Origin of the sequence: Telmatospirillum siberiense, assembly GCF_002845745.1 — a bacterium.
GTDB lineage: Bacteria > Pseudomonadota > Alphaproteobacteria > Rhodospirillales > Magnetospirillaceae > Telmatospirillum > Telmatospirillum siberiense.
In genome coordinates, this window is sequence record NZ_PIUM01000016.1 from 94035 (window position 1) to 118466 (window position 24432).

Below are 24432 nucleotides of genomic sequence, written 5' to 3' on the forward strand. Positions count from 1 at the left end.
TGAAGCGCCATGGCGCCGTTCGATGCCCAGCGAGACAACCGCACCATCATGGCCCGCCGCCGCGCCCGGCAAGCGGGCCGAGGCAAGGAGGCGCTGCACCGTCCCCTGCTGCTGCCGTCCGGACGCTCCATGCCGACCCCGGTCGTGGCCTCCGCCGACAATGGGGAGATCAAGTTCCAGGGCATCGAACCGGCGCTCGGCACCCTCGGCCTGCTGATCGGCCTGCTGCGCGAGGACAAGACTTCCGATGCCGGAGCGAACGGCGTCGATCCCCAAGCCCCGGTCTACGTCCTGGTGCCCGAGTGGTTCCAGACTCCGCTGGCCAATCTGCAAACATCGTTCAACGAAAACAGTGACCAACTGGCGGCCCTGATGTCCCAACTGCTGGGCGCGGCCACCGGCCAGGCGCTGGGCGTGCCCATCAAGGACGCGGCCCTGCTCGGCACCTGGTATCCACTGGTACAGCCGGTGGCGGGCAAAGCCCACGGCTTCTATTTGGTCAGCCAGACGAAAGACGAGCATCAGATCTTCGGCCTCGGCGTGCTCGGCCGGTGGGATGTGCCGAGTTCCCAGCCGCTGCTGTCCATCGACGTCTGGGGCACCGTGCCAATGCTGCGGGTCGGCAAGGGCACCGTGCAACCCGTCGTCTCCGAGAGCGGCTACCCGCTCACCGTGGGCATGGCGGTCGAGGGGGTGGCCGGCAAGCCCCTGTTCGACATGGAGGGGATCTCCTTCGACGGCGTCAAGGTGACGGCGAGCCTCGACCTGGCAAAGCCCTCGGTCGATGTCTCGGTGGTCGCCCTGCGCCTGAAGCTGCCCGGCGACAAGGAAGCCTCCGACCGCTCCCTGACCGAACTGTTGGCGCTGAGCGGAACCCAGATCCAGGATACCATCGCCGGCCTGTTCATCGGCGCCTTGTCGCAGATTTCGGAGACTGCGGCGAACGAGGCCCGCTACCTGCTGCCTGTGCTGGGTATCAAGAGCCAGGTTCCGGGCGTCGACATCCCGGTGCCGCAGATGCGCTGGGACCAGTTCCTGTCCCTGGCCATCAAGGGCGGCGATCTCAGCCTGCCGTTCAAGAACTGGTTCGGCACGCTGACTTCGAATCCCCCGCAGCTCGCGGCCTGGATGGCCGCCATCGGCGGTGCCGTCGGATCCTCGACCACGGTGCGCGGCGGCGGCACCCGCGCAGATCCCTTCGCCGTGGTGCTGCTGGACCTCAGCCAATCGACCCCGGCGGTAGGCACCCTGGCCTTCACCATGGGGTCCACGGTCACCGACGACGGCATCCGGCTGATCTATCCGGGCCTGGGTTTCGACGCCGTTCCCCGGGCGCTCGGTTCCTCGTCCGCGGTGATCCGTGCCGAGGCGGCGCTGGATCTGGCCCAGTTCAAGGTGATCAGCGGCAGCGCCGGCTTTGGCACGCCGACGGCGTTGAGCTTCACCATGGGCATTTCGCTGACCGACCGGGACTCCGGCAAGAAACTCGCGGAATACAACGGCTTCAGCGCGGACTCCCTGTCTGCCGGCATCGGTCTGTCGGTGGGCGACCCGGTGCCGGTGCCCAGGTTAACCCTGGACAATGTGGTGACACCCACGGGGCCTTACGCCACGATCGATCTGCTCAATCCGGGCGAACTGGCGGCAGCGGCAGAGCAGTTGTTGCCGGCCATGGTGCAGCAGCAGCTCGAAAAGCTGCTCGGTATCACCTATGGCGGGACGCCGGTGCCCTATGCCAGCAACGTGGCCGCCCTGATCGGCGTCGTGCCGCCGGTGTTGCCCGCAGGCGGCACCTGGCCGTCCGACGACCTGCCGCCGCCGTTCTCGGCACCCCGGATCATGACCACCATCGCCGACCCCTTATCGGCGCTGGGCACCTACTATTACAATGTTCTGACCACCAAGAAACAGGTGGCCGGACGCCAGGCCTTCGTCTGGCTGGTGGAGGAACTGGCCGGCCTGATCGCATTGGCCGACGCGGGCGGCGCGACCATCGCGGTAACCGGCAACGGCACCCCGGACGATCCCTGGGGGGCCTCGCTGACCGTCGCCGGCACCAAGCTGCCGGCACAGCTGACCGGCTACACCCGTCCGGGCACGCGGCCGGGAGGCGAGGTCAGCGAACTTGTCATCGGCCTGGCCCTGGAGCCGCAGCTGGAATTCAACGGCACCAGGATCAACCCGTCGCTGCTGTTCGACCTGATCAGCATCGACCTGCCGGCGCCGGGCAGCAAGGCGCCCCTGGCCGGACTGTGGGCGCCGCTGCTGGCGTCCGTGCTCAGCCTGCCGGACGGGTTCACCAGTTCGCGGATTGGCGGCGCCGTGTTCTCCGTGGGCCCGAGCAAGCTGTCGGGCCGCTGGAGCCGTACCGACGGCTGGGCCGTCTCGCTGCTGGTAAGCGACCCCGTGCTTGAGGTGGACGGCCAGCGCATCGCCCTCGGACAGAGCCTCGACTTCGCCGATCCGACGGCACTTCAGGACCTGGTGCGCAACGAGGTCGCCGCCTTCCTCGACATGATCAGCGGTCTTCTCGGCGTGGCCTTGCTGCGCATGGACAACCGGGCCGGCATCGCGGTGGCGGGCATCTTCGGGCTGCTCAAGGACATCGCGAGCGCCGAAGGATTCCCCTCGAACCTCAAATGGCCGGACATCGATGTCCTGCAGTTGGACACCTTCTCCAACCCCTGGCCGGCGATCCGCCGGCAGATCGCCCGCGACCTCGCCACGCCCGAGACGGCGGGCGCGGTACTGTCCCTTCTGGGCTGGACTCTCGACGATTCCTTGACCGAGGCTCCGATGGTGCCGGGCGCCGGTACGCCGGACGATCCCTACCGGCTGGCGATGAAGCACTGCCCCTTCGATCTGCAAGTCTGGACCCGGGAGAACAGCACCATCGCCGGCATCGGCCTGTGCCGCCGCCTGACCGCCCGCTTCGATGCGGCGGGGTCCCTGGGGCCCATCGACACGGTCACCGACTTCCGTCTCGATGCGCTGGAGTTCGACCTGAACACCGGCAAGCCGATTTGGGGTGAACAGGCGCCCAAAACCGGGGTGCTGACCACCGTTTCGCGCGCCGCCGGCCCTCTGGTTCCGACCACGGCCGAGGCCGAACTGGGCAGCGTCCAGATGGGCCTGACCGTACTGATCCGCTCCGATGGCCAAGTGGACGTGGCGCCGGTGCTGACCCTTTACGACGTGACCCTGCCGGGCGAGCGGCCTTCCGACGAACTGACCCTGGCGCAAATGCTGGCGCCAGCCTTCGGCGACCGGCTTCTGAGCGCCGCCCTGGCCCTGGTCAACGCGGGCATCGCTTCCCTTTGCCGGTCTGCGGTCGCCGACCGGACCTTCCAGCAGTCCTATACCCTGCTGGCCGACCTGGGCATCGCCCTGCCCTACGACTTCGACAAGGGCGCCGGGACCTTCGGCGTCAATCCGGGCGGCTGGCTCGGCCTGGTGTCGGACCCGTCGCGCTTCTCGACCACCCAGTTTTCGCTGTTGCTGATCGATCCGCCGAAGCGCCGGGCTCTGTTCGATTTTCTGCAGGCGCGATTGGGCATCTCTCTGCCGAAGATTCCCCAACCGGTGCTCGACCTGCTGGCCGCCCTCGACATTCTGGGTCCGGCGGATCAGGGCTATCCGCTGCGGCCCGCCGGAATGCTGGCCTATGTGCAGGCGCCGTTCGCCACGCTGACGGACAAGGTGCGCGCGCTGCTCGCCGATGCGGACAGGCTGGCCGCCCTGAAGACCCAGCTCAAGGGAACGCTGGCGCCGCCGGACTTCGGCGCTTTCACCTTCACCGCCGTCAACGGCAGCACCCTGACCCTGGAGATCAAGCCGGAGAACGCCCCGATCCTGGCCGGTGTCATGCGGGTGATGGGCGCGGTGAGGCTGGACCTCGACACACCGTCCCTGACGGCCGAGCTGCGCGGCTACATTCCCATGCTGGGCCTGGGCCCACTGGCGAGCCTGACCTTCGGCGCGGCAAACCTGCTGGAACCGAGGCCCCGCCTCGCGGTGGCCTTTGGCGACGGCCAGGTCCCGGCGCCGGCGCCGGTCGAGCTCTATCCCTTCGAGTCCACCCAGCTCGTGGACCAGCTTTCGACGACCGTGCCGGTCTACGCACTTTCGGTACTGACCAACATCGTCGTCGAAGGGGAACTGCTCAACCGTTACCCCCTGGTGCGGCAGGTCTTCGCCGGCCTCGGCCTGGCCAGAGAGATCGACGGCCAGTGGCGCATGCCGGCCCTGCCGGGACTGCTCAAGGATCCGCTCGGCTGGCTGATGTCGGAGGGGGTTCTGGGCAAGAATGGACAATTCGACGTCGCCGGCTTCGCCCGCTGGCTGTCCGGCTTGCCGCAGATCGACGGCCCCTACGGGCTCAAGGTGGTGCCGGTCGCCGATGGGGTGACGGTCAGCGGCATGCCCTACGGCATCGGCTTCTCGCTGACCGGCGGGGACGACCTGGCGGTGATCGCCCTGAAAACCGAGAACCAGAAGATCTCCAGCGGCGCCGCCATGCTCGACACGCTTTCCCTTGGCGTGCAACTCGGCCCACTGGCGGCGCCCGGCTTCGTCGGCACGGCGCATCTGTCGAAGGCGGTGGGATCGTCCGATCCGTTCTTCGTCAAGGCGGGGTACAACAGAGGATTTTCGCTCAGCATCGGCCAGCAAAGTGGCGGCACGGCGGCCATTTCCCTGGACCTCCTGCCCTATCGGGGACTGGGCTCGCTGCTCGAACAATTGGCGCGGCAACTACCGGCCGTGGTGATCAATCAAGTGGTTCCGGCCCTGCTTGACGGGCTGGACAAGGCGGGAGCCGGGGATTTCGTCGCCAGGATGCGCACGGCCGGCAAGAAGCTCGACGTGGCAGGCCTGATCACCCAACTTTCCACCCTCGACCCGCTCACCCTGGCCAACGTCGAGGCCAAGGCCCTGACTTGGCTGCGCGACCGGCTCAACCAGACCAACGCGCCGGCCACCGCCGAGGCGGTGGTGGCATTGCTCGACGGGTTCATTCCCGGCACCATCGGCAGCAGGGGGGGGCTCGTCACCTACACCCCCTCGGACAAGTTGCCCCTGACCCTGCTGACGGGCATGGACGACGTCGCCGGCCCGCCCATTCTGGGCGTGTGGGCCGAGCTCCAGCTTCCCGACGTGGGCCGGGTGCGTCCGCGGGTGCGGCGCACCGGCCTGGGCGTGGCCCTGACGGGCGATCCGTCGCCGACCTTCACCTTCGGCGCCGGCATAACCCTGGCCTTCGAAGACGATACCGGCCCGACACTGGGCATGAACTTCGTCCTCGACACCGCCGGCCGGCCAAGTCTGGTGGTCGACATCGACCCGGTCGGCTCGGCCGTCACCGGAAGCGGCTCGGAGCTGCAGCGCCAACTTTTGCCAAGCTTTTTTCCTGTCACGGACAGCAGCGAAGGGCCCGCGGTACGGTTCCAGGAATGGCTGATCGACGTCGTCACCCAGGTGGTGCCGCGTTACGCGGCGGCAGTCGTTCTCAATCAGGAGAACGTCACCCAATGGCTGGATGCGGCCCTGTTCGGCGGGTCGGGGGGACCGACCCCGGGCAATATCCTGGTGGGGAGTTCGGTTCTGCGACGCACCGAGCAGGACTCCTATGCCCTGGTGCCGTTCCAGACCCTGCTCACCATGTCGCCCGAGGACTTCGTCGCCAAATTCCTGCGCGAACTGCTCAAGACCAAGCTGAAGGTCTTGAGCTTTGGCCCAAACGGCAGCGGCGCCATCTGGGTGGAGCCCGATCCCAACGACAAGACCGCATTCGGCGCCCGGGTGGTGATTCCCAGCATGCCGGTTCCAGGCCTGCCCAACGTGGTCCTGCGTCTGGGGGACGAAGACGACGCCTGGATCAAGGGGTCCGGTGGCAAGGTCGGCGACCTTTCGCCCGGCATCGCCGCCTACGTGCCGCTGAAGGACGAGGCAGGCGGCGGCCTGGTACCCGATTTCGGCAACCTGCGGCTGGCGGTTCTCAATGTGGGGCTCGATTTCGTGGGCCGCGACCGCAAGCCTTTGGTCGACTTCACCCGCTTCACCATGGGAGGCATCGGCCCGCGCGGGTTCATGTCCCTGACCCTGAACGGATCGAACGCCCCCGACATCGGTTTCGGCGTCGCGGCCAGGGCCACCGGCCTCGGCCTGTCCCTGTCGCCCACTGGCCTGCCCAAGGGCGGCAATCCGGTGGCGGCGAACCTGCTGGGCACCGGCGGCACGTCGAAGGATTCCGAGGAGCAAACGGATAAGACCTCGTCGGCCACCAATCCCACCTTCACGGCGCTGGCGGCCTACTCCGAGAACCTGTTCGTGCAACTCTCCAACGACGACGGCTCGGCCAACCCGATCATCATCCCGGTGCAGCGCAACTTCGGCCCCATCCGGTTGCAAAACATCGGCATCGGCTGGGAACAGTCGGACTATCTGCTGGACCTGATGGTCTCCGGCGGCTTGTCGCTGGCCGGGTTCAACGCCTCGGTGGAGAGCCTGACCGTGGGCATCCCGGTCAAGACCCTGACCGACCTGGACCAGTACCGATTGGATCTGCAAGGTCTGGGAATCCAGTTTTCCTCCGCCGCGGTGACCATTTCCGGCGGCTTCGACAAGACCACCGACCCAAGCCTCGCCTATACGGGCATCGCCTCGGTGGTGGCGGCCAAGTTCGGGCTGTCGGCGCTCGGCTCCTACGCCATGATGGCGACCACCGAGGATCCCAAAGGCCCCTCGGCGCCCAGCCTGTTCATCTTCGCCTCCCTGAACGCGCCCCTTGGTCCCGACCCGGCATTCTTCATCACCGGACTGGCCGGTGGCTTCGCCTACAACCGCTCCCTGACCCTGCCATCCGTCGGCGAGGTCGCCTCCTATCCGCTGATCTCGATCATGAAGAGTGGCGGCTTCCCCGCCGACGAGACCCCGTCGGAGGCGTTGCGCAAGCTGGCCAGCATCGTCGCGCCGTCGGTGGGCCAGTATTGGCTTGCCGCCGGCTTCAAGTTCAACACCTACCAGCTGTTCGAGGGGCTGGCCCTGGCGGTGGTGCAGTTCGGCCGTACCTTCGAAATCGATCTGCTGGGAACGGCCGCCGCCGGCCTGCCGACCACCGTCGGCCCGGAAGCGGCGCTGGCCTATGTGGAGCTGGGAATCAAGGCGGTGATCGCACCGGAAACCGGCATCATCTCGGTTGAGGCACAGCTCACCCCCAATTCCTTCGTCCTCTACAAGGACGTCAAGCTGACCGGCGGCTTCGCCTTCTATCTCTGGCTCAAGAACCTGCCGCAAAAGGACGGTTCGACGATCCCCGCGGGCGACTTCGTCGTCACGCTTGGCGGCTACAACCCGGCCTTCGCGCCGCCGACCTACTACCCGCAGGTGCCGCGCCTCGGCCTGCAATGGCAGATCGACGTCTCGGTGGGCAAGGTGGGCATCACCGGCGGCGCCTACTTCGCCCTGGTGCCGAGCGCGGTGATGGCTGGCGGCTATCTGAACGTCTCCTTCCAGGCCGGCCCGATCCACGCCTGGCTCGACGCCGCGGCCAACTTCATCATTCAATGGCAGCCCTTCTGGTTCCAGGTGGACATCGGGGTGACGGTCGGCGTCGCCTTCAAAACCACCGTCGCCGGCATCTCCATCACCCTGTCCGCCGAACTGGGCGCCAGCCTGCTCCTGGAGGGGCCGCCGACCCACGGCCACGTGAAGATCGACTGGACGATCGTCTCGTTCACCATCCCCATCGGCACCGCCAAAACGGCCACCACCGACGAACCTTTGGACTGGAGCGCCTTCGAACAAAGCTTCGTGCCCACGGCGTCGAAATCCGAGCAGGGTGGAATGCTCCCCCGAGCCGGCGCCGGAAACGGCGAGACCATCTACCAGCCCCTGAACGTGGCCGTGGAACGCGGTCGTCTGGGCGGATCCAACGAAGGCGGACAGGACAAGGAATGGATCCTTCAGGCGGTGCCGTTCTCGCTCCGCGTCAACACCGCCCTGCCGGCGACCAGCTTCACCTTCCCTGCACCCGAGGGCAGGCCGGCGCCTCCCGACATCGACGGGCCGAAGCTGGGCATTCGGCCGATGTCCGAACCCAACGCCGACACCCCGGTCACCGTGAGCATCGTCGACGCGACGGGCAAGATCGTCGATCTGGCGAGCAGGCGGATCGCACTGAACAAGGGCGTCAAGGGCGCACCGGCGGCAATCTGGTCGCAAAAACCGCTCGATACCAACTATGCGCCACCGGGCACCGGGATGACCATCGACGGGGCGCTGGCGGCGGTCACCCTGGATGCGAACCAGTACATCCTGACCGACACGGTTCCGCCGTTCCCCATCGAGAACCTGAAATATGAACTGGGCACCCCACGCCAGCTCCCATTCGCCATCAAGGCCGTCTACGGGCCGGCGGCACGTTATCCGCAGGACATGCAGGACAGGGCGATGCGCGTCCTGATGAGCACCATCATGGCCCCCGAGGCCATTGGGGCACGCAATGCGGCCCTGACCACCCTGCGCGCCTTCGGCATCGCCGCACCGGCCAATCCATCCCTCTCGGTGATGGCCACCAGCGCCGATCAGGTGCTGGTGGCCCCGCCGCTGCTGGCCCGGCCGGGCGTGTTCCAGGCTCCGCTGTCCACCGCCGGCTCGACCAAGGTGGTGACTCTTTCCACTCCGGCCAAGGCGGCACCCACCGCACCGCGCGCCGCCACCGCGCCGAGGCTGCTGGCGGTACTGCACCGGTACCGCGCCGCCGGGGCTCCTCTGACCCTGGTCGAGGGCCTGTCGCCGGCTCGGTACGCCACCACCGACCGGCTGGTCGACGGCGGCCGCCTCGCCGCCTCGTCGACGGCCAGCCACCGCCTGCTGGGCGGCGGAGATTCACCGGCCCTGCATCCGGGTACCCATGTCCTGTGGGCGGTGGATGACGGCCATGTGCTGCATTTGGACGGCGACCGGCCGGTGCGTCTGGTCTGCTTCGACGACCGTCAAGTGCCGCTGGCCGACGTCGCCGCCGTAGCCGATGTCTACAAGCTGCCGGAAGGGACCCGTCTGGTCCTCGCCCAGGGACTGGAAGGCAACGACTATGGGACGCGGCTCGGCTGGCAGATCGACAGTCCGCTGCTGCAGGTCTCGACCCACGCTCTGGTCGGCGAAGGCTGCGTCGTGCGTCCCGCCCACCTGACCTGCAAACGCCGCCACGGCCGGGTGCAGTCCCGCCAATTGCTGGACGGCCAGGCCATGCTGACCGGCAATCAGGTCCGCCGCCCCGACGGCGGACTGGCTCCGGGCTGGGTACAGACGGTCTTTCCAGGCGACTGCGACCGCCTGGAGGTACGCCTGTCCGGCCCCGACGACGAAACCGCGGCGGAAGCGGGCGTGCGGGTCACCGCCCGTTATGACGACATCCCCGCGGTGCCGGGAGCCGACCGCCTCGTCCCCGACCATATACGCCGGGACGGCGCGCTTTGGGTGTTGGTCTACGACTTGGCCGACAAGAACGACGGCGCCTACCTGACCACGGTGGTCCAGCCCTCCGGCGACGGCGTGCGCCTGCTGGCCGTGCATGCGGGACGGGAAACCGGCATCGGGCTGAACGAGACGGCTGTGGGCCTGGCTCCAGCGGCCACGGATCCCAAGGCCCCCGCCGGCGCGCCGGCGGCTGGCGACAGCCCGGCCCGGTTGACCCCGGTGGCTGCGGCCGGCCATCCCGACGCCACGGCGCTAATACGGACCGCCGGCGTTTCCAGAACCCGCAGCGGAGCCGTCTGATGAGCGCAAAGATCACCTCCACCCCAGGCAGCATCGCCCCCGGCGAGATCGCGTTCTACGACCGCATCACGCCGCCCTTGAGCGCCGGGTCCTATACCCTGACCGCCCGGCAGAACGTGACGGGTCTCAACCACGGCCCGGTGGCCCCCTACGACGTCACCCAGGCATTCCGGGTGGATGCGCCCCGCTTCCAGGTCGACCCTGCCCTCATCCAGATGGTCTACCCGCCCGCGAACCAGGCCGGCGCCTATCATGACGTGGTGCCGTCCATCGTGTTCAAGAACTTCGCCCTTCCCTGGATGCGCAGCATCGATCCGAACGGCGGCGAGAATCCCGACGGCCCGCCATGGATGGCGCTGCTGACCCTGCACGAGGCGGAAATGGCGCCCACTCCGGGCATGTCGGCACCTTCCGGCGCGGACCCTAAACTGACATTCCCGGCAACCATCACCGCCGGCAAGCTCACCCATCCGGAGAACACATCCGTGCTGCCGCCGGCACTGCCCGGCATCGCCGCCGACGATCCGCAGCAGGTACTGGCCTGCGACATGAATCTGGCCTTTTTCCGTCAAATCGCTCCGACCCTGGCCGATCTTCCGTACCTGGCTCACGCCCGCGGCGTAAACACCGACGGCAAGACGCTGCTGGGCATGGATCTCGACGGCTGCTTCTCGCTGGTGACCGGCAACCGCATGCCCGGCGAAGGGGGCACCAACACGGTCCTGCTGGTGTCCCTCGAGGGACACCAGAACCATCTGCCCGGGGGTGGCGATGTCTCCGGCTACACCAAGATCCGGCTGGCGGTCCTGGGCCGCTGGCAGTTCCTGGCCAACCAGATGCCAGGCAGCTTCCTGTCTCTGATGGAACAGCTTTGCAGCCTGGGCCGTGGTGGCGTGCGCCTGCTGAAGGCCATCGATACGGTGGATCCGGCCGCCCCGCCCGCCGACCGCGAGGCACCGGTCGACCCCATGGTCAAGGAGGCGCTGGCCATCGGCTACGTGGCCTTGCAGAACGATCTGCGCGATGGCGAGGTGACCACCTCCCTCTACCGGGGCCCATTGGTGCCTCAGCCGACGGAGGAAGACAGGGACTACGGCCCCTACCTGGTTTCGGACCATGCGGTCCTCTACGACCCCGACTATGGATTCTTCAACCACGCCTACGCGGCCGGATGGCAGGTCGGGCGCCTGCTTGCCCTGTCCAGCGGCACCTTCACCCGGGATGTCCAGCAATGGCGGCGCCAGTTCGCCTCGGGCCTTCAGGCAACCCAAGCCCGGCAGACCGTCACCGGGTCCATCACCCGGGCGCTGGCGGCTTCCGCCGCCGACAGCTGGGGAAAACTCGACGCCGCCCCGCCCCTGGAAGCGGCCATGCGCGCTTATTTCGGCCAACGGCTCAATCCCTCAATTCTGCCGGTGATGACCCCACGCGGCATGGAACCGGCGCGCGGCGGCCTGCCCGGCGCGAAGCCCGATAATGCCGACGACGGGTCCGTCGATCCGCTGACCGCCCTGCACCGGCGCATCAAGGGAGCCCCCTGACATGACCGACTCCGCCCCCTCCCCGTTCGACCCGGCGGCCGGCCGGTCCTGGCGTTCCCGCGACGCCACCGGCATGGTCAGCGCCGGGCTCAAGGCGGCCGACGCGCCCGATCCGCAGGTATCGCAGGCCATGCTGCAATGGTTGGCGCAACTGACCCTGCTCTACGGCGTGCCCTTCGATTATCTGGTGCCGGAACCGTCCATGTTGCCCAAGGAGTCCCTGCGGTTCTTCTATATCGACCGCAACTGGACCGACCGTCTGGTGGACGGAGCGCTCAGCGTCGGCATGCTGACAACCGCGGACGCCATTTTCACCGAGGCCATGTTCCAAAGGATCTACGAGGAAGTGGAAGCGGCCCAACTGTCCTTGCGTCCCAATCTGCGCGACAAGCCGCTCCCCGAGAACGGCACGCTGGGTACCCCCCTGGCCGGGTTGTTGTTCCGTTCCGTCGTTGTCGCGGCCTGGCCGGGCCTGGAGTTGATGCCGACCAAGGCCGGGAACCCGGTGACCATCCTGCGGATGGACCGCCTCTCCAAGGACGTGATGATCGCCATATTCGCCGAGGTCCCGGATGCGGTGGCGGTGATCGAGCCCAGCGAGGGCCTGCATTTCGGCCTGCTCGACGACCCGAAGCACCAAGGACGGTACGTGGTGTCCCTGCGCGGTCTCGGTTTCGGCGGATACGCGGCCGGCGTCCAGATCAAACAAGGCTCCGAGTTCCTGACCGCCGCCGTGCCACTGCGAACCGGAGAGGGCCAGCCGGCGGGAGTGATCGACGTGGCTGCCGGGGTTGCCTCCATCGAGGCCGCGATGCCGTCCGGCGCGCTGGGCGATGGTGGCAAGATCACCTCCGGCGGCTTCGCCCTCCAGTACCTGCGCACCGCGGGCCGCCAGGATTACAGCGTCTCCACCGATAAGACGTGCCCCAGCGACGAAGGGAACGAACGATGACCGACTCCCCGGCCAACCAACAGGATACTGTGGATTTGGCGCCTGTCTGGCCTGGCCCAAGGCTCCTGGTCCCGGTGATCATCGACTGCCTGCTGGTGGGCAAACCAGATCGCGTCGGAAGCACCTGGGCACAAATGGCCTTCAACTACCAGAACCTGGCCTCCGGCCTGCCCAACGACGAACCGACGCCTTTCACCGTGAAATCCGCCGCCGACGCCCCGGCCACCGGCGCCCACCTGCTGTGGACCCTGCCCTATGCCCTGCGTCACGGCATCAGCGACGGCAACGGGGTGACGTTTCCCCTGGTGCCCAACCGCTGGCTGGTCCTGCGGGCCTTCTACGACGCCGCGGGCGGCACGCCAAGCCTCTCCGGCACGGTGCTGCAGTCCGATCTGTTGACCGATGCCGGCGGCGTGATCCCAATCACCGTCAGCCAGTACCCGGACCCGGCGCGGTCCACCACGACCCGGCGCATCGGCGGCGCCACCGCGTTGGCGGACTGGACAGGCTCCGCCGGCCCGGCGCAGCCCTTCCTGTCCGCCAACGCGCCGGGCTGCCTCACCTGGTCGGCGAGCTACGACAACGTGCGCAACGTCTTCTCCGTCCACGATCCCATGGAGGGCGCGGCGGGAACCTACAGCTTCCTGGTGCTCGGCTGGTATGCCGATCCCACCACCGACCCGACGCAGAAACTGCCGACGGAAACCCCGGATGACTGGCGCTCCGCCCTGTCGAAACTCTTCGGCTGGTCGGTGGGCGAGGACGCCCAGGCCATCGCGGCACTCCAGCAGACCTGGAGGGACTGGGCCGCCTGTCACGGCTTCGACGGCTCCAACTTCGATCCCGCCAAGGTCAACCTGCCCCCGCAGCTTGCCAACGCCATCAAGGCCTACGGCGCCTGGTGGCAGGCCCACGGAATTGCCATCGATCCGCCCGGCCTGCCCCGGCAGATGGTCTGCCAGGGTTTCGTCGCCCAGGTGGATTGGAAGGGAGCGGACGAGAGCTACGGCACCGGCGCGCCGGGGGGCGGCAGCGGCTATCCCGACGTAGCCGCCGGCAATACGGCGACCGAAGCCATAGCGGCCTGGCTGGCCAAGAAGACCGTGGAATACGACCACGGGGACCCGTCCACCATCCCGGTGATCGAACAGGCCATCGAGGCCTTCCAGAAGGGCATCCTGCTGGATCTCGCCACCGATCCCGCCGGCACCGAGGCAAAACTGCATGCCGCGGAGTTCGCCGCCGTCGGCAACAAGCGGGATTGGATCGTGGTGTTGCCCGAGGTCACCGAGGCCAACAACGACAACGCCGGCCAGATGACCGTCCCCCTCGATCCGGTGCAGACGCAGGCCCTGATCGTCTTGAACGCCGCCCAGGACGAGTTGGAACAGACGCAGGAGAATCTGGTCTCCCAACAGGCCGAGATGTTTGGCCTGATCTACAAGCAGATGCATCTGCCCCGCTCGGCGCCCCAGTCCATCGCCAACAAGATCGCCTCCGCCATCACCGCCATCGAATCCGCCATCACCGCCAGCCGGCAACGGAAGGCCAGCGCGATGTCGGCGGTCGACGCGGCGCTCGAGACCCTCCGGCAGATGCTGGGCGACGCCTATGTGGTCAAGCAGGTCAGCCTACCGGCCTCCTACAGTCCCAACGACCCGGTCCTGATGGTGGCCCGCGCCCAGGGCGACACCAAGTTTGCCGCTCCCGGCGCTTACGACGACGACGATTTTCTCTATTGCCGCGGAACCGGCCAGACGGTCAGCGGCATCACCATCCGCTATGACGTCGGCGGCAACGACGACCCGATCACCCTCACGGCGAAAGACCTCTTGGCCGGCGGTGACGGCCCGGGAACCCTGACGCTGCCGGTTGGCCAGCCGATTCCCAAGGAGGCGCAGGATCTTTGGATGGAACTGATGTTCCTGGATACCGGAGCCGCCCCATACCTGGCCAGGATCTATTTTGCCCGGCGCGGCATCGCCCCCTCACAGGCACAGATGGACGCCCTGACCGAAATCGTCCGGCAGCAGCAGATGGCCCCCTGGGACGGCCTTCGGGTCTTCGGGATGGCCGTCCAGGCGGCGGGCGAGGCTGGCGGCCTGGTGGGAGTATTGCCGTCCAAGGTGGCGGTCTCCTACCGCACCGGCCAGCCGTGGACGCCGGTCTTCATGGACTGGCGCGTGGTCTGGTATCCGAGTTCCATGGAACCGTCAGGAGAACTGACCGACTGGGTGCTCGGCCCCACCGATTTCGAATGGACCGGCACCGGCATCCCGAAGCCCGCCACCCCGCTGATTCACGAGGGCCGCGCGGTCTTCAACCCGCGCACCGCCCAGGACATCGCGGCGCGTCTGGCCCATTTCCAGGACAGCCCCGATTACGACAAGCTGGACAAGAACATCCGCAAGGCCCTGGAGGAAATGTCGGGCCTGCTGGCACGCGCCGATATCTTCACCCAGTCCATGGCCGGGCTGACGCAGCAGCTTCTGACGCGGATGATCGCCCCCAACCAAAACAACGCCAGCCCCGAGACGGAAAAGTACCTGGGCGACGCACCGACCGACTACCGTCCCCTGGCGGGCACCACCTACACCAATTCGGAACCCTTTTTTCCGTTGCGCGCCGGACATTTGCAGGTGATCGATCTGTGGGTCGTCGACGTCTATGGCCAGATCCTGCGCGGCAAGGACCCCGCGCTCGGCGCCATGGCTCCGATCCCCGACCTGGTCCGCGCCCAGACGGTGGTTACCAAGGGCGGCGGCAACGAGAGCTATGTGCAACTCGTCCCGCGCCTGTCCCAGACCGCGCGACTGAACTTCGACACCCTCGACGCCGCCTCAGACAGCGTCTTCAGCAATTCGTCCGACAGGACCAGCCCCATCTGCGGCTACGTGATCCCCAATCACCTGGACACGTCGCTGATGGTTTACGACGCGGCGGGCGCCATTCAGGGCTCGGTGATCAAGGTCTATCTGGACCCTTCGGAACATAAGCCGGGCAACAGCGGCCTGCGCTGGGACGCGCCCCCGGGCTCGGATGCCCCGCTGGGCGCGCCACCACACCTGGCCAACGCGCACCTGCAAAGCTTCATTATCGAGCTGCTGGCCCAGAGCATGGTAAAGGGCGGCGGGGTGCTGGATGCGCTGCTCGACCATATCGACAGCGCCCTTTGGCCCCTGGGCCACCTGGGCCCCAGCGGCCAAGGCAACGCGGCTCTCCTGGGCCCGACGCTGGCGGTCGTGCGCGCCCGGATCACCGCGACCCTGGACGGATATCCGGCCTACAACCAGTCCTGGATCGACACCGGTGCCTATTTCGTCGGGCCGGGCGACCGCTACGACCCAAGGCCGACACCGGTGATGTCGGTCCCCTTGCCGGTCCGCGTCGGCGACACGGGCCTGATATCGAACGGCATCATGGGCTATTTCCTCAACGACGCCTACGATCGCTTCCACGCCGTCTACGGTGCCGGGCCGCAGACCGGCCTGCTGCGCCGCGCACTGGCCTCCGGCGTCCGCCGCCGGGGATCCCTCCGTGGCATGGTGCCGGCCGCGCCGGCCGAGGTGGCGCTGCTCAAGCTGGATCCGGGCGGCAGCTATGTGGTGACCGACCACCAGTTCACCCTGCCGCCGGACGGCACCAAGGCCCTGCTGACCCTGCTGGTCGATCCGCGGGGTGCCATGCCGGTGGTTTCCGGCTGGCAGCCGTTGGGCACCCAGGGTCTGCCGGCGGGACCGATCTCGACAGCCCTGTCCCAGATGGTCGCCGCCTTCCGCGTCGGTCCACTGCTGGTCGATCCGCAGCAGGTCCAGATGCCCCTGCCGGCGGAGGTGCAGGGCGCCTGGTCCTTCGCCGCGCGGAGCGACATCACCGGATGGGCGCCAGAGGCCTCCGTCACCGCCCAGGACGCCAAGGCAAACCTCGAGCCTTCGGCGCGTCTGTTGTCCGAGGGCTGGCTGGTGCTCAGGAACGCACTCAAGTCCACGACTTAAATCCGGTCCAGAAACGGAGCCCGCCCCATGTCCGACACGAAACTCACCTATAGCCTGCAGCCATCCAACGTCTTTGTGGCCTTGCAGACCGACCTGACGCTGACCATCACCAATCCGTCGCAGACGACACCCGTGACTCTGCAGCCGGGCATGCGGGCCGACGAGATCCTGGTCACCTTCCCCATGCCACCCGGATCACCTCCGGCGAACGCCCTGATCGACAGCGCCGGGTTCTCGGCCGAGAACCCGGAGGGACTGCTGCTGGTGGGCCCGCAGACCACGGGCAGCAACGTCTATGTCATCCGCCCCGCCGATCAGCAGGTGACCCTGCAGCCGGGTCACGCCATCACCGTGGTCTTTTCCCAGCTCGCCATCAACGCGACCGTCGGCGCGACGACGGTGGGCATCGACGAGTACATCGGCAGCGGCGCTGGCCGCACCAGCCTCGGTGTCAGCAAGGTCCCCCAGGAACTGAAGGTCATCGGCTGGCTGACCGACTATACGGTCGGCCTCGGCCAATACAGCCTCCTGCGCTGGCAGTCCTTCGGCGGCACCAAAGTGACGCTCTACGGATTGCCGGGCATCGGCTACAAGGAGTTCAAGGTCAGCGGCGATCCGCCCTACCCCGGCAAGTACGCGGTCAGTCTGCTGAAAAATGCCCAGAACACCTTCACCCTGGTCGTCGAGACCAACGACGGCAGGCACGAGCAGACAGCGGTCACCCTGTCGCCGGGCGCACCCTACATCAGCTACTTCAAAACCACGGAACAGCAGCCTTCGCCATTACCCGTGAACAAATCCGTGGACCTTGTCTGGTCCATGCTCTACGCGGCCAACGCCTACCTGACCGGGCCGCAGGGCCAGCCACGCCCGGTGCCCACCGAGCCGCTCGAGCCCAGGACCATCACGCCGGGTGCCGATGCCGTTGCCGCCGCCCAAGGCAACTTGTCGGCGATTCCCGCCCAGACGGTCTATGAACTGCAGGGCCAGGGCTTCGAGCCGCCGGCCAGCGCGCGCCGCATCTTCCAGCTCGGGCCGGTCGGGCTGCTCTATTTCAAATATCTGACCAAGGCCAAGGACGGCACCCTGTCGGATCCGGCCTTCGACACCGATCCCCACGGCTGGGGCGGTATCCAAGCCTCCTACACCGTAGAGATGAACACCCTCCATCTCTTCCAGCCGGGTGGAGCGGAGACCGCCTATTACCTGAACAGCGGCGAGACATCCAAGCCGCAGATCCGCTATTTCGCCGCCGACGCCCCCAAGGACGGCAAGGTGGCCCTGAACTGGATCACCCGCAATCTGACCAACCTGACCATCGATCCGGGCGGCTACAAGATCCCCGATGACAAGAAGGACGAAGGGTCCATGGCGGTGGATCCGGGGCCAACCGCCTTTATCCTGACCGGTACGCGTTCCGAGGGCGGCATCCTGAGCAGCACCCTGGTGATGACCGACACAAAAGGCGGTGCAGAGGACTGACACCGATGCCTAACGCTTACATCGACGCAGGCCTGGTATCCGACCCTCGGCCATCCACCCTGTCCGACCTGCTTTTGGCCCGAGGGGCCGAGTTGGAGGACGCCCCGGCCTTCTGTTTCCTGTCGAGCCCCTTCGATCCCGCTCCCACCCGGCTCAGCTATGCCGAACTGGTACGACGGTCTGGCGCGGCGGCGGCCTGGATGACCGCCACCACCGGCGCGGACGATCTTGTGATCCTGCTGCTGCCCACCGGACCGGAGGCCGTCTGCGGCGTTTTTGGAAGCATCCTGGCGGGCCGACCGGCGACACTGCTGCCGCTGCCGCGCCACCGCCGGGACCGGCGAGCCCTTGACCGACTGGAAGGGGTGCTGACGTCCCTCGACCGGCGCTGCCATCTGGTGGTGCCCGATGGAGGACGCCAGGCCCTTTCGGAGTCCGCCTCGGACCGTCCGGCTCTCGCCGAAGCCATCGCCGCCGCTCACGAAGCCGGCACTTTTCTGGCGGGCGGCACGGCTTTTGCCTCCCCTCCCGCCGCCCCGGACGACTTGGCCTATGTCCAATTCACATCGGGCAGCACCGCCGCTCCGCGCGGGGTCATGCTCAGCCACCGTGCCCTGCTGGCCAATCTGGAAGTCATCGCCAAGGTATTCGATCCCGAGCGGCCCCTGCGCACCCTGTCCTGGCTCCCCTTGCACCACGACATGGGGCTGGTCGGCCACCTGTTGCAGCCCGTCTATCTGGGCGGCCAGAGCCTGCTCGCCGATCCGGGGGTGTTCGCCGGCGACCCTTTGGACTGGCTGCGCGCCATGGACCACTGGAAGATCGGTGTCAGCGGCGCCCCGCCGTTTGCCTTCGCCCGCGCCGCCCGCGCCCTGGAGACCCTTTCCCCCGACGCCCGCGCGGACGTGGCCGACCTGTCCCGCCTGCGGGTCCTCTACATGGGCGCCGAACCCGTGGGCGAGGATCTGCTGCGCCGCTTCACCCGGCTTTGCGCTCCCCTGGGATTGGCCCCCGGCGTTCCGCTGCCCTGCTACGGCCTCGCCGAGATCTCCCTGTTTGCCGCCGGTTCCAAATGGAACGGCGGACCATTGCGCTACCCCCTGCCCTCGGGCATCGAAGCGCGGGTCGCCGAGCCGGTCGGGGGCGCGGAACTTCCCCCCGGCCGGGAGGGCGAAATCTGGCTGGCCGGAGAAAGCCTGGCCAGCGGATACCTGGACGATCCGGAGGCCAGCGCCGCGACCTTCGTCCACCGCGACGGACGGCGCTGGCTGCGAACCGGGGACCAGGGCGTCCTGACCCCCGACGGCCTGATCCCGCACGGCCGCCTGAAGGACGTGATCATCCACCGGGGCGCCAATCTGCATGCGACGGACCTGGAGGCCGCCGCCCGGGCCGCCGATCCGCGGCTCGCCGCCGCCACCATGGCGGCGGTGCCGGCTGCCGGCCCCGATGGGGAGGGCGTGGCCCTGCTCATCGAACGGCGTCCGCACCAAGGCGCGGGCTCCTCGGCGGAGCGTGACGCGCTGGCTCAGGCGGCGGCCCGGGCGGTCTCGGCGGCCGGCGACGGTATCCACACCCGGGTCCTGTTCCTTACCCCCGGGACCCTTCCCCGAACCACCAGCGGCAAGCTGGTCCGCCACATGGCCGCGAAGGAGCTGCGCGAGGGACGCCTTGAGACGGCGGCCGGTCCGCCGCGAAGGTCGCCGGTCGCCACCGTCACCGGTTCGGAACCGGTGGCGGTGATCGGCATGGCCTGCCGCTTTCCGGGTGCCGACGATCCGGAAAGTTTCTGGCAGGCCTTGGAGCAAGGCCGCGACCTGATCCGCGAGGTGCCGCCGGATCGTTGGGACGTGGACGCCTACTACGACCCACGGCCCGCCATGCCGGGCAAGATGAACACCCGCTGGGGCGGCTTCATTGATGGGATCGACCTGTTCGATGCCGGGTTCTTCGGAATTTCCGCCCCGGAAGCGGCCGAGATGGACCCGCAGCAGCGCTTGGCCCTGGAGACCGGCTGGCGCGCCTTCGAGCAGGCGGGACTGGGCCGCGACACCCTCGCCGGCTCGGCCACCGGAGTTTTCGTCGGTTTGTCGACCCAGGACTACATGCACCTCCAGATCCGCCAGCGGGGCGGACTCGAACAATACAATGCCTGGTCGGGGCTCGGCAGCGCCGGCAGCATCGCCGCCAACCGGATCTCGTATCTCCTGGACTTGCGCGGCCCCAGCATGGCCGTGGACACGGCCTGCTCGTCCTCCCTCACCACCGTCCAACTGGCGGTGGACAGTCTGCGGCGGGGCGCCTGCGATCACGCCTTGGCCGGAGGGGTGAGCCTGATCCTGTCGCCGGGCACCACCATCGCGCTGTCCCAGTTCCACATGATGTCCGGCGACGGGCGGTGCAAGGTATTCGACCTGGCCGCGGACGGCTACGTACGCTCGGAAGGATGCGGCTTCGTGGTGCTCAAGAAGCTGTCGGACGCCCGCCGCGACGGCGACCGGGTCTGGGCGGTGATCCGCGGCGGAGCGCTGGCCCAGGACGGCCGTTCCGCGGGCATCACCGCCCCCAACCCCGAAGCCCAGAAGGCATTGCTGGAAGCGGCCCTGGCGAATGCCGGCACCCGGCCCCACGAGGTCGGCCTGATCGAAGCCCACGGCACTGGAACCATAGCCGGCGATCCGGCGGAGTTCGGAGTCATCGCCCAGGTCTATGGCCGGGTCGCCGGTGGCCATTGCTCCGTGGTTTCGGTAAAGGCCAACACCGGCCACCTGGAAGCCGCCGCCGGAATCGCCAGCCTGATCAGGGTGGTGGGGGTGCTCAACCGGGGCGTGATACCGCCGCAGATCCATTTCAAGGAATGCAATCCCCTGGTGGTGGTCAAGGGGACCCGCCTGGACATCCCCACGGAGGCACAACCCTGGCCGAGCGGAGATGGCAAGCCCAGAGTGGCGGCGCTGAGTTCGTTTGGCTTCGGCGGCGCGCTTGCCCACATGGTGGTCGAGCAGGGAGACCCGGCACCGGAACCATACAATGACGGCGCACCGTACCTCATTCCCCTGTCGGCCCGCGATCCGGAAGCCCTGGCGGATCTTGCCGCCGAGTTGCGCCGCCATCTGGCGACCGAACGACCGGCGCTTCGCGCCGTCGCCCATACCCTGGGCGCCCGGCGCAGCCACTTCCCCCGCCGCGCCGCGATCACGGCGTCCTCTCTGGCGGAACTGGACGGGGCATTGTCCCGCCTGCCCGCCGCCGCGACGATCTCCGGCGTTCCCAAGGTCGCCTTCCTGTTCAGCGGCCAGGGAGCCCAATTCGTCGGCATGGGCCTGGACCTCGCCGACCGCTTCCCTCTGTTCCGGGCGGCCCTGGAATCCTGCGCGGCGACCATCGCGGAGGCAGCCCCGAAAGCGCCGGGCTTGCGCGAAATCCTCACCGATCCTGAGAAACTCGACAGCCTGGCCTTCCTGCAGCCGGCCCTCTGCGCGGTTGAATTGGCGCTCGCCGCCCTGTGGCGCGGCTTCGGGATCCGTCCGGCCGTGGTGCTGGGCCACAGCCTGGGCGCTTACGCCGCCGCCACCTGCGCCGGAGCGGTGACAGCGGAATCGGCCCTGCGGCTGGTCACCCGCCGCGCCGCGCTGATGGCCGCCCATGTGAAGGAACAGGGGGGCATGATCTCGGTTGCCGCCACGCCCGCGGACCTGATGGACTTCGCGCTCGACGGGGTCGAAACCGCCGCGGTCAACGGTCCCGCCTCCACGGTGCTGGGCGGCTCCCTGGCGGCGATCGAGGCGGCGGGGAGAATTCTCGGCCGGGAAGGCCTGGCGTGGCGCCGCCTGCGCACCCCGCAGGCATTCCACACCACCCTGATGGATCCCGTCTTGTCCCCCTTCGAGGCGGCCGCGGCGGAGATTGACTGGACGGCGGCCGAAATTCCCTGGATCTCCGACCTGACGGGCGCTCTGATGACGGATGCGCCGAACGCGGCCTACTGGCGCGACCACCTGCGCCGGCCCGTGGCCTTCGGCGCGGCGCTCGACACCCTGGCAAAAATTGAGATCAGCCACGTCATCGAGATCGGCCCTGGACGGGGCTTGTGCGCCCTCGCCCTGCCGGCGATGGACGACAAGACCACTGTTCTGCCGGGACTGCCGGACGGCGGCGACGGCGCACGCGCGATCCTTGAGACGTGCGGGCGGCTGTATGCCGATGGAGCGAATCCCGACTGGACCGGGGTCCTGGGTGTGGACGACGCGCCACCCGCGCCATTGCCGCTGCCCGGCCATCCGTTACGACGCAAGCGTCACTGGTTCACCGTGGCTCCGCTCGCCGCCGGAGCGGCGCCGAGTGCAACTCCCAGGGCGTCGGCGGCCCCCCCCGGCCGCTTCGGAATCGACTGGGACGACCAGGGGACGCCGACGAACGACGGCCCGGAAGCCGATACCCATTGGATCGTCGTCGGCGACGGACGCGGCCTGGGCGCGGCCTTGAGCCGCGACTTGGCGGCACGCGGCCTGGACACCTATCACCTTCTGCCCCATCCGGACCTGCCCCCCGGCAAGGCGCCACGGCGCCGCAAGGAAGGCGCCGGAGAAGCGAGCTGTCTGCGCCTGGCACCCGCCGATTTCCTCGACGGCAACGCCATGGGCCGAGCCTTGGGCCTGGTGATGACCGACTTTGCCCGGGCCGACGCCCAGCACTGGAGGGTGGTCTGGACCGGCAGCCTGGACGCGGCGGATCCTGAAGGCCTGGTCGCCGGAACCCTGGACATGGATCAGGAGACGCACGGACCGGGAGCGCTCACCGCCCTGGTGCAGGGCCTGCTGCACACCGCCCGGAGCGGCCGCCTGTGGCTGCTGACCCAGGGAGCGCAGACGGTGTCGGGAGACCCGACATTGCCGCGCGTCGGACAGATGCCGAGTTGGGGGTTCGGCACCACCCTGTTCCTGGAGCATCCGGAGATGCGCGGCGGCCTGCTGGACCTGGACCCGGCCCGGCCCGCCGCGGATCAGGCACCGGACCTGCCCGGGGCCCTGCGCCGCGCTGAGGGCTTCACCGCATTGCGCGGCGGCCGACTACTGGCCCAGCGCCTGATCCGCGTAACCGCCGCGCAGGAAACGGTGCGCCTGTCGTTACGAGAGGAAGGCACCTATCTGATCACCGGCGGCCTCGGCGGCCTTGGCCTCGCCACCGCGGAGCGTCTTGCGGAGCGTGGCGCCCGTCACCTGGTGCTGGCCGGACGGCGTGGCCTGCCGGCGCGAGACCTCTGGGAGGATCCGGACCTGGACGCCACGACGCGGGATCGCATCGCCGCCGTCAAACGCCTGGAGAGCCGGGGCGCGCGTGTCACCGTCCATGCCCTGGACGTGGCCGACCCGGAGGCGCTGCGGAATCTTTTGAGGAAGCTGGATGCGGACGGCCCGCCCCTGCGGGGTATCGTCCACGCCGCGGGCGTCAACTGGTTCAGCCGCATCGCCGAACAAGATGTCCTGAGGTTGAGCGAGACGATGCGGATCAAGGTGGCCGCCGCCTGGACTTTGCACGAGGCGACCCGGGACAAGGATCTGGACCTGTTCGTTCTCTATTCCTCGGTCTCGGCTCTGTGGGGATCGGTGGATCTCAGCCATTACTCGGCCGCCAACCTGTTCCTGGACGGACTGGCGCGGTTGCGCCATTGCCAGGGTCTGCCCGCCACCTGCATCGACTGGGGTCCCTGGGCGGAAGTCGGCATGAGCGCCAAGCCGCGTGAGATGGCGGTTCTGAACAGGCTGGGCCTGCGCCCCATGCCGCCGGCGGCGGCCTTGGACGCGCTGGAGGAACTGGTCGCTTCGGGCGCGCCCCAGACGGTGGTGGCGGACATCGACTGGCGAGCCTTCCGCCAATTCGTCAACTACTCCACTGCGCCGGCCTTCTTCGGCCGGGTAATGGAGGCGACGCCCGGCGACGGCCCCGCGCCCCTTGGTGGCGAGGCCATCGCCAAATCCCTGCGGCAAGCCGGCCCGGCCGAAGCCATGGACCGCCTCATCGGCCTCATCCGAAGGGAACTGGCAGTGGTCATCTTCCTGCCCGGCTCAGAGGAGCCGGATCTGGACCAGCGCTTCAACCTCATGGGCATGGACAGCCTGACGGCAATCGCCTTCGCCCTGCGCCTGGAGGCCGTCGCCGGGGAGAAACTACCCCCCACCCTGGCCTACAACTACCCGACCATCCGCGCGGTGGCGGAGCACCTCTACGGAATGATCCGGGGCGAGGCCGCGGCGGCCCCGGAAACCCCGCAGGCGGTGGAGATCCCGGCGTGGAAGTCCTGGCTGCCGACCGCTCCCGTGACGCCCGCCGCCCGCCCCCTGATCTATACCTTCCCCTACGCCGGAGCCGGGGCCGCGGCCTATCCCGGCTGGCCGGAGGCCCTGGCCGGCGAAGCCACGGTCTGCCCCGTCGCCCTGCCGGGACGGGACAGCCGGCGGGGAGAACCGCCGGCCCGTGCCATGGCGGACCTGGTTGGCCCCCTCGCCGAGGCCCTGGACGGTCACTTGGCCCAACTTGGCGCCGATCAGTCCTTTCTGCTTTACGGCCACAGCCTGGGCGGCCTGATCGCCTATGAGACGGCCCTGGAACTGGTCCGGCGCGGAACGCGGCATCCCATCGCCCTGGTGCTGTCCTGCTGCCTGCCCCACCCCGCCCCGCCGGAAGC

At 68.3% G+C, this 24432-nt stretch carries 6 protein-coding genes; all 6 read left to right on the forward strand.

Going from position 1 to position 24432, the window contains the following annotated elements:
- Positions 1–9: 9 nt before the first annotated feature.
- Positions 10–9777, forward strand: a complete 9768-nt coding sequence (locus CWS72_RS14555) for a DUF6603 domain-containing protein (protein ID WP_101251350.1) — start codon at positions 10–12, stop codon at positions 9775–9777.
- Complete coding sequence (locus tag CWS72_RS14565) at positions 9777–11318, forward strand: hypothetical protein (protein WP_158240664.1); 1542 nt, start codon at positions 9777–9779, stop codon at positions 11316–11318. The genes CWS72_RS14555 and CWS72_RS14565 overlap by 1 nt, the downstream gene beginning before the upstream one ends.
- A gap of 1 nt (position 11319) precedes the next feature.
- The gene (locus CWS72_RS14570) at positions 11320–12270 is read left to right on the forward strand and encodes a hypothetical protein (RefSeq protein WP_101251352.1); all 951 of its coding nucleotides are present in this window, start codon (positions 11320–11322) and stop codon (positions 12268–12270) included.
- The gene (locus tag CWS72_RS14575) at positions 12267–16265 is read left to right on the forward strand and encodes a hypothetical protein (RefSeq protein WP_146002758.1); all 3999 of its coding nucleotides are present in this window, start codon (positions 12267–12269) and stop codon (positions 16263–16265) included. The genes CWS72_RS14570 and CWS72_RS14575 overlap by 4 nt, the downstream gene beginning before the upstream one ends.
- A gap of 27 nt (positions 16266–16292) precedes the next feature.
- Positions 16293–17747, forward strand: coding sequence for a hypothetical protein (locus CWS72_RS14580; protein WP_101251354.1), 1455 nt, complete (start codon positions 16293–16295; stop codon positions 17745–17747).
- 5 nt (positions 17748–17752) lie between these two features.
- On the forward strand, positions 17753–24432 hold a 6680-nt coding region (locus CWS72_RS14585; RefSeq protein ID WP_146002759.1), incomplete at its 3' end, for a type I polyketide synthase.

Bases quoted from the DNA above. Each gene is read 5' to 3' on its own strand.
- CWS72_RS14565 (WP_158240664.1), top strand. From the start codon at position 9,777: ATGAGCGCAAAGATCACCTCCACCCCAGGCAGCATCGCCCCCGGCGAG.
- CWS72_RS14570 (WP_101251352.1), top strand. From the start codon at position 11,320: ATGACCGACTCCGCCCCCTCCCCGTTCGACCCGGCGGCCGGCCGGTCC.
- CWS72_RS14555 (WP_101251350.1), top strand. From the start codon at position 10: ATGGCGCCGTTCGATGCCCAGCGAGACAACCGCACCATCATGGCCCGC.
- CWS72_RS14580 (WP_101251354.1), top strand. From the start codon at position 16,293: ATGTCCGACACGAAACTCACCTATAGCCTGCAGCCATCCAACGTCTTT.
- CWS72_RS14575 (WP_146002758.1), top strand. From the start codon at position 12,267: ATGACCGACTCCCCGGCCAACCAACAGGATACTGTGGATTTGGCGCCT.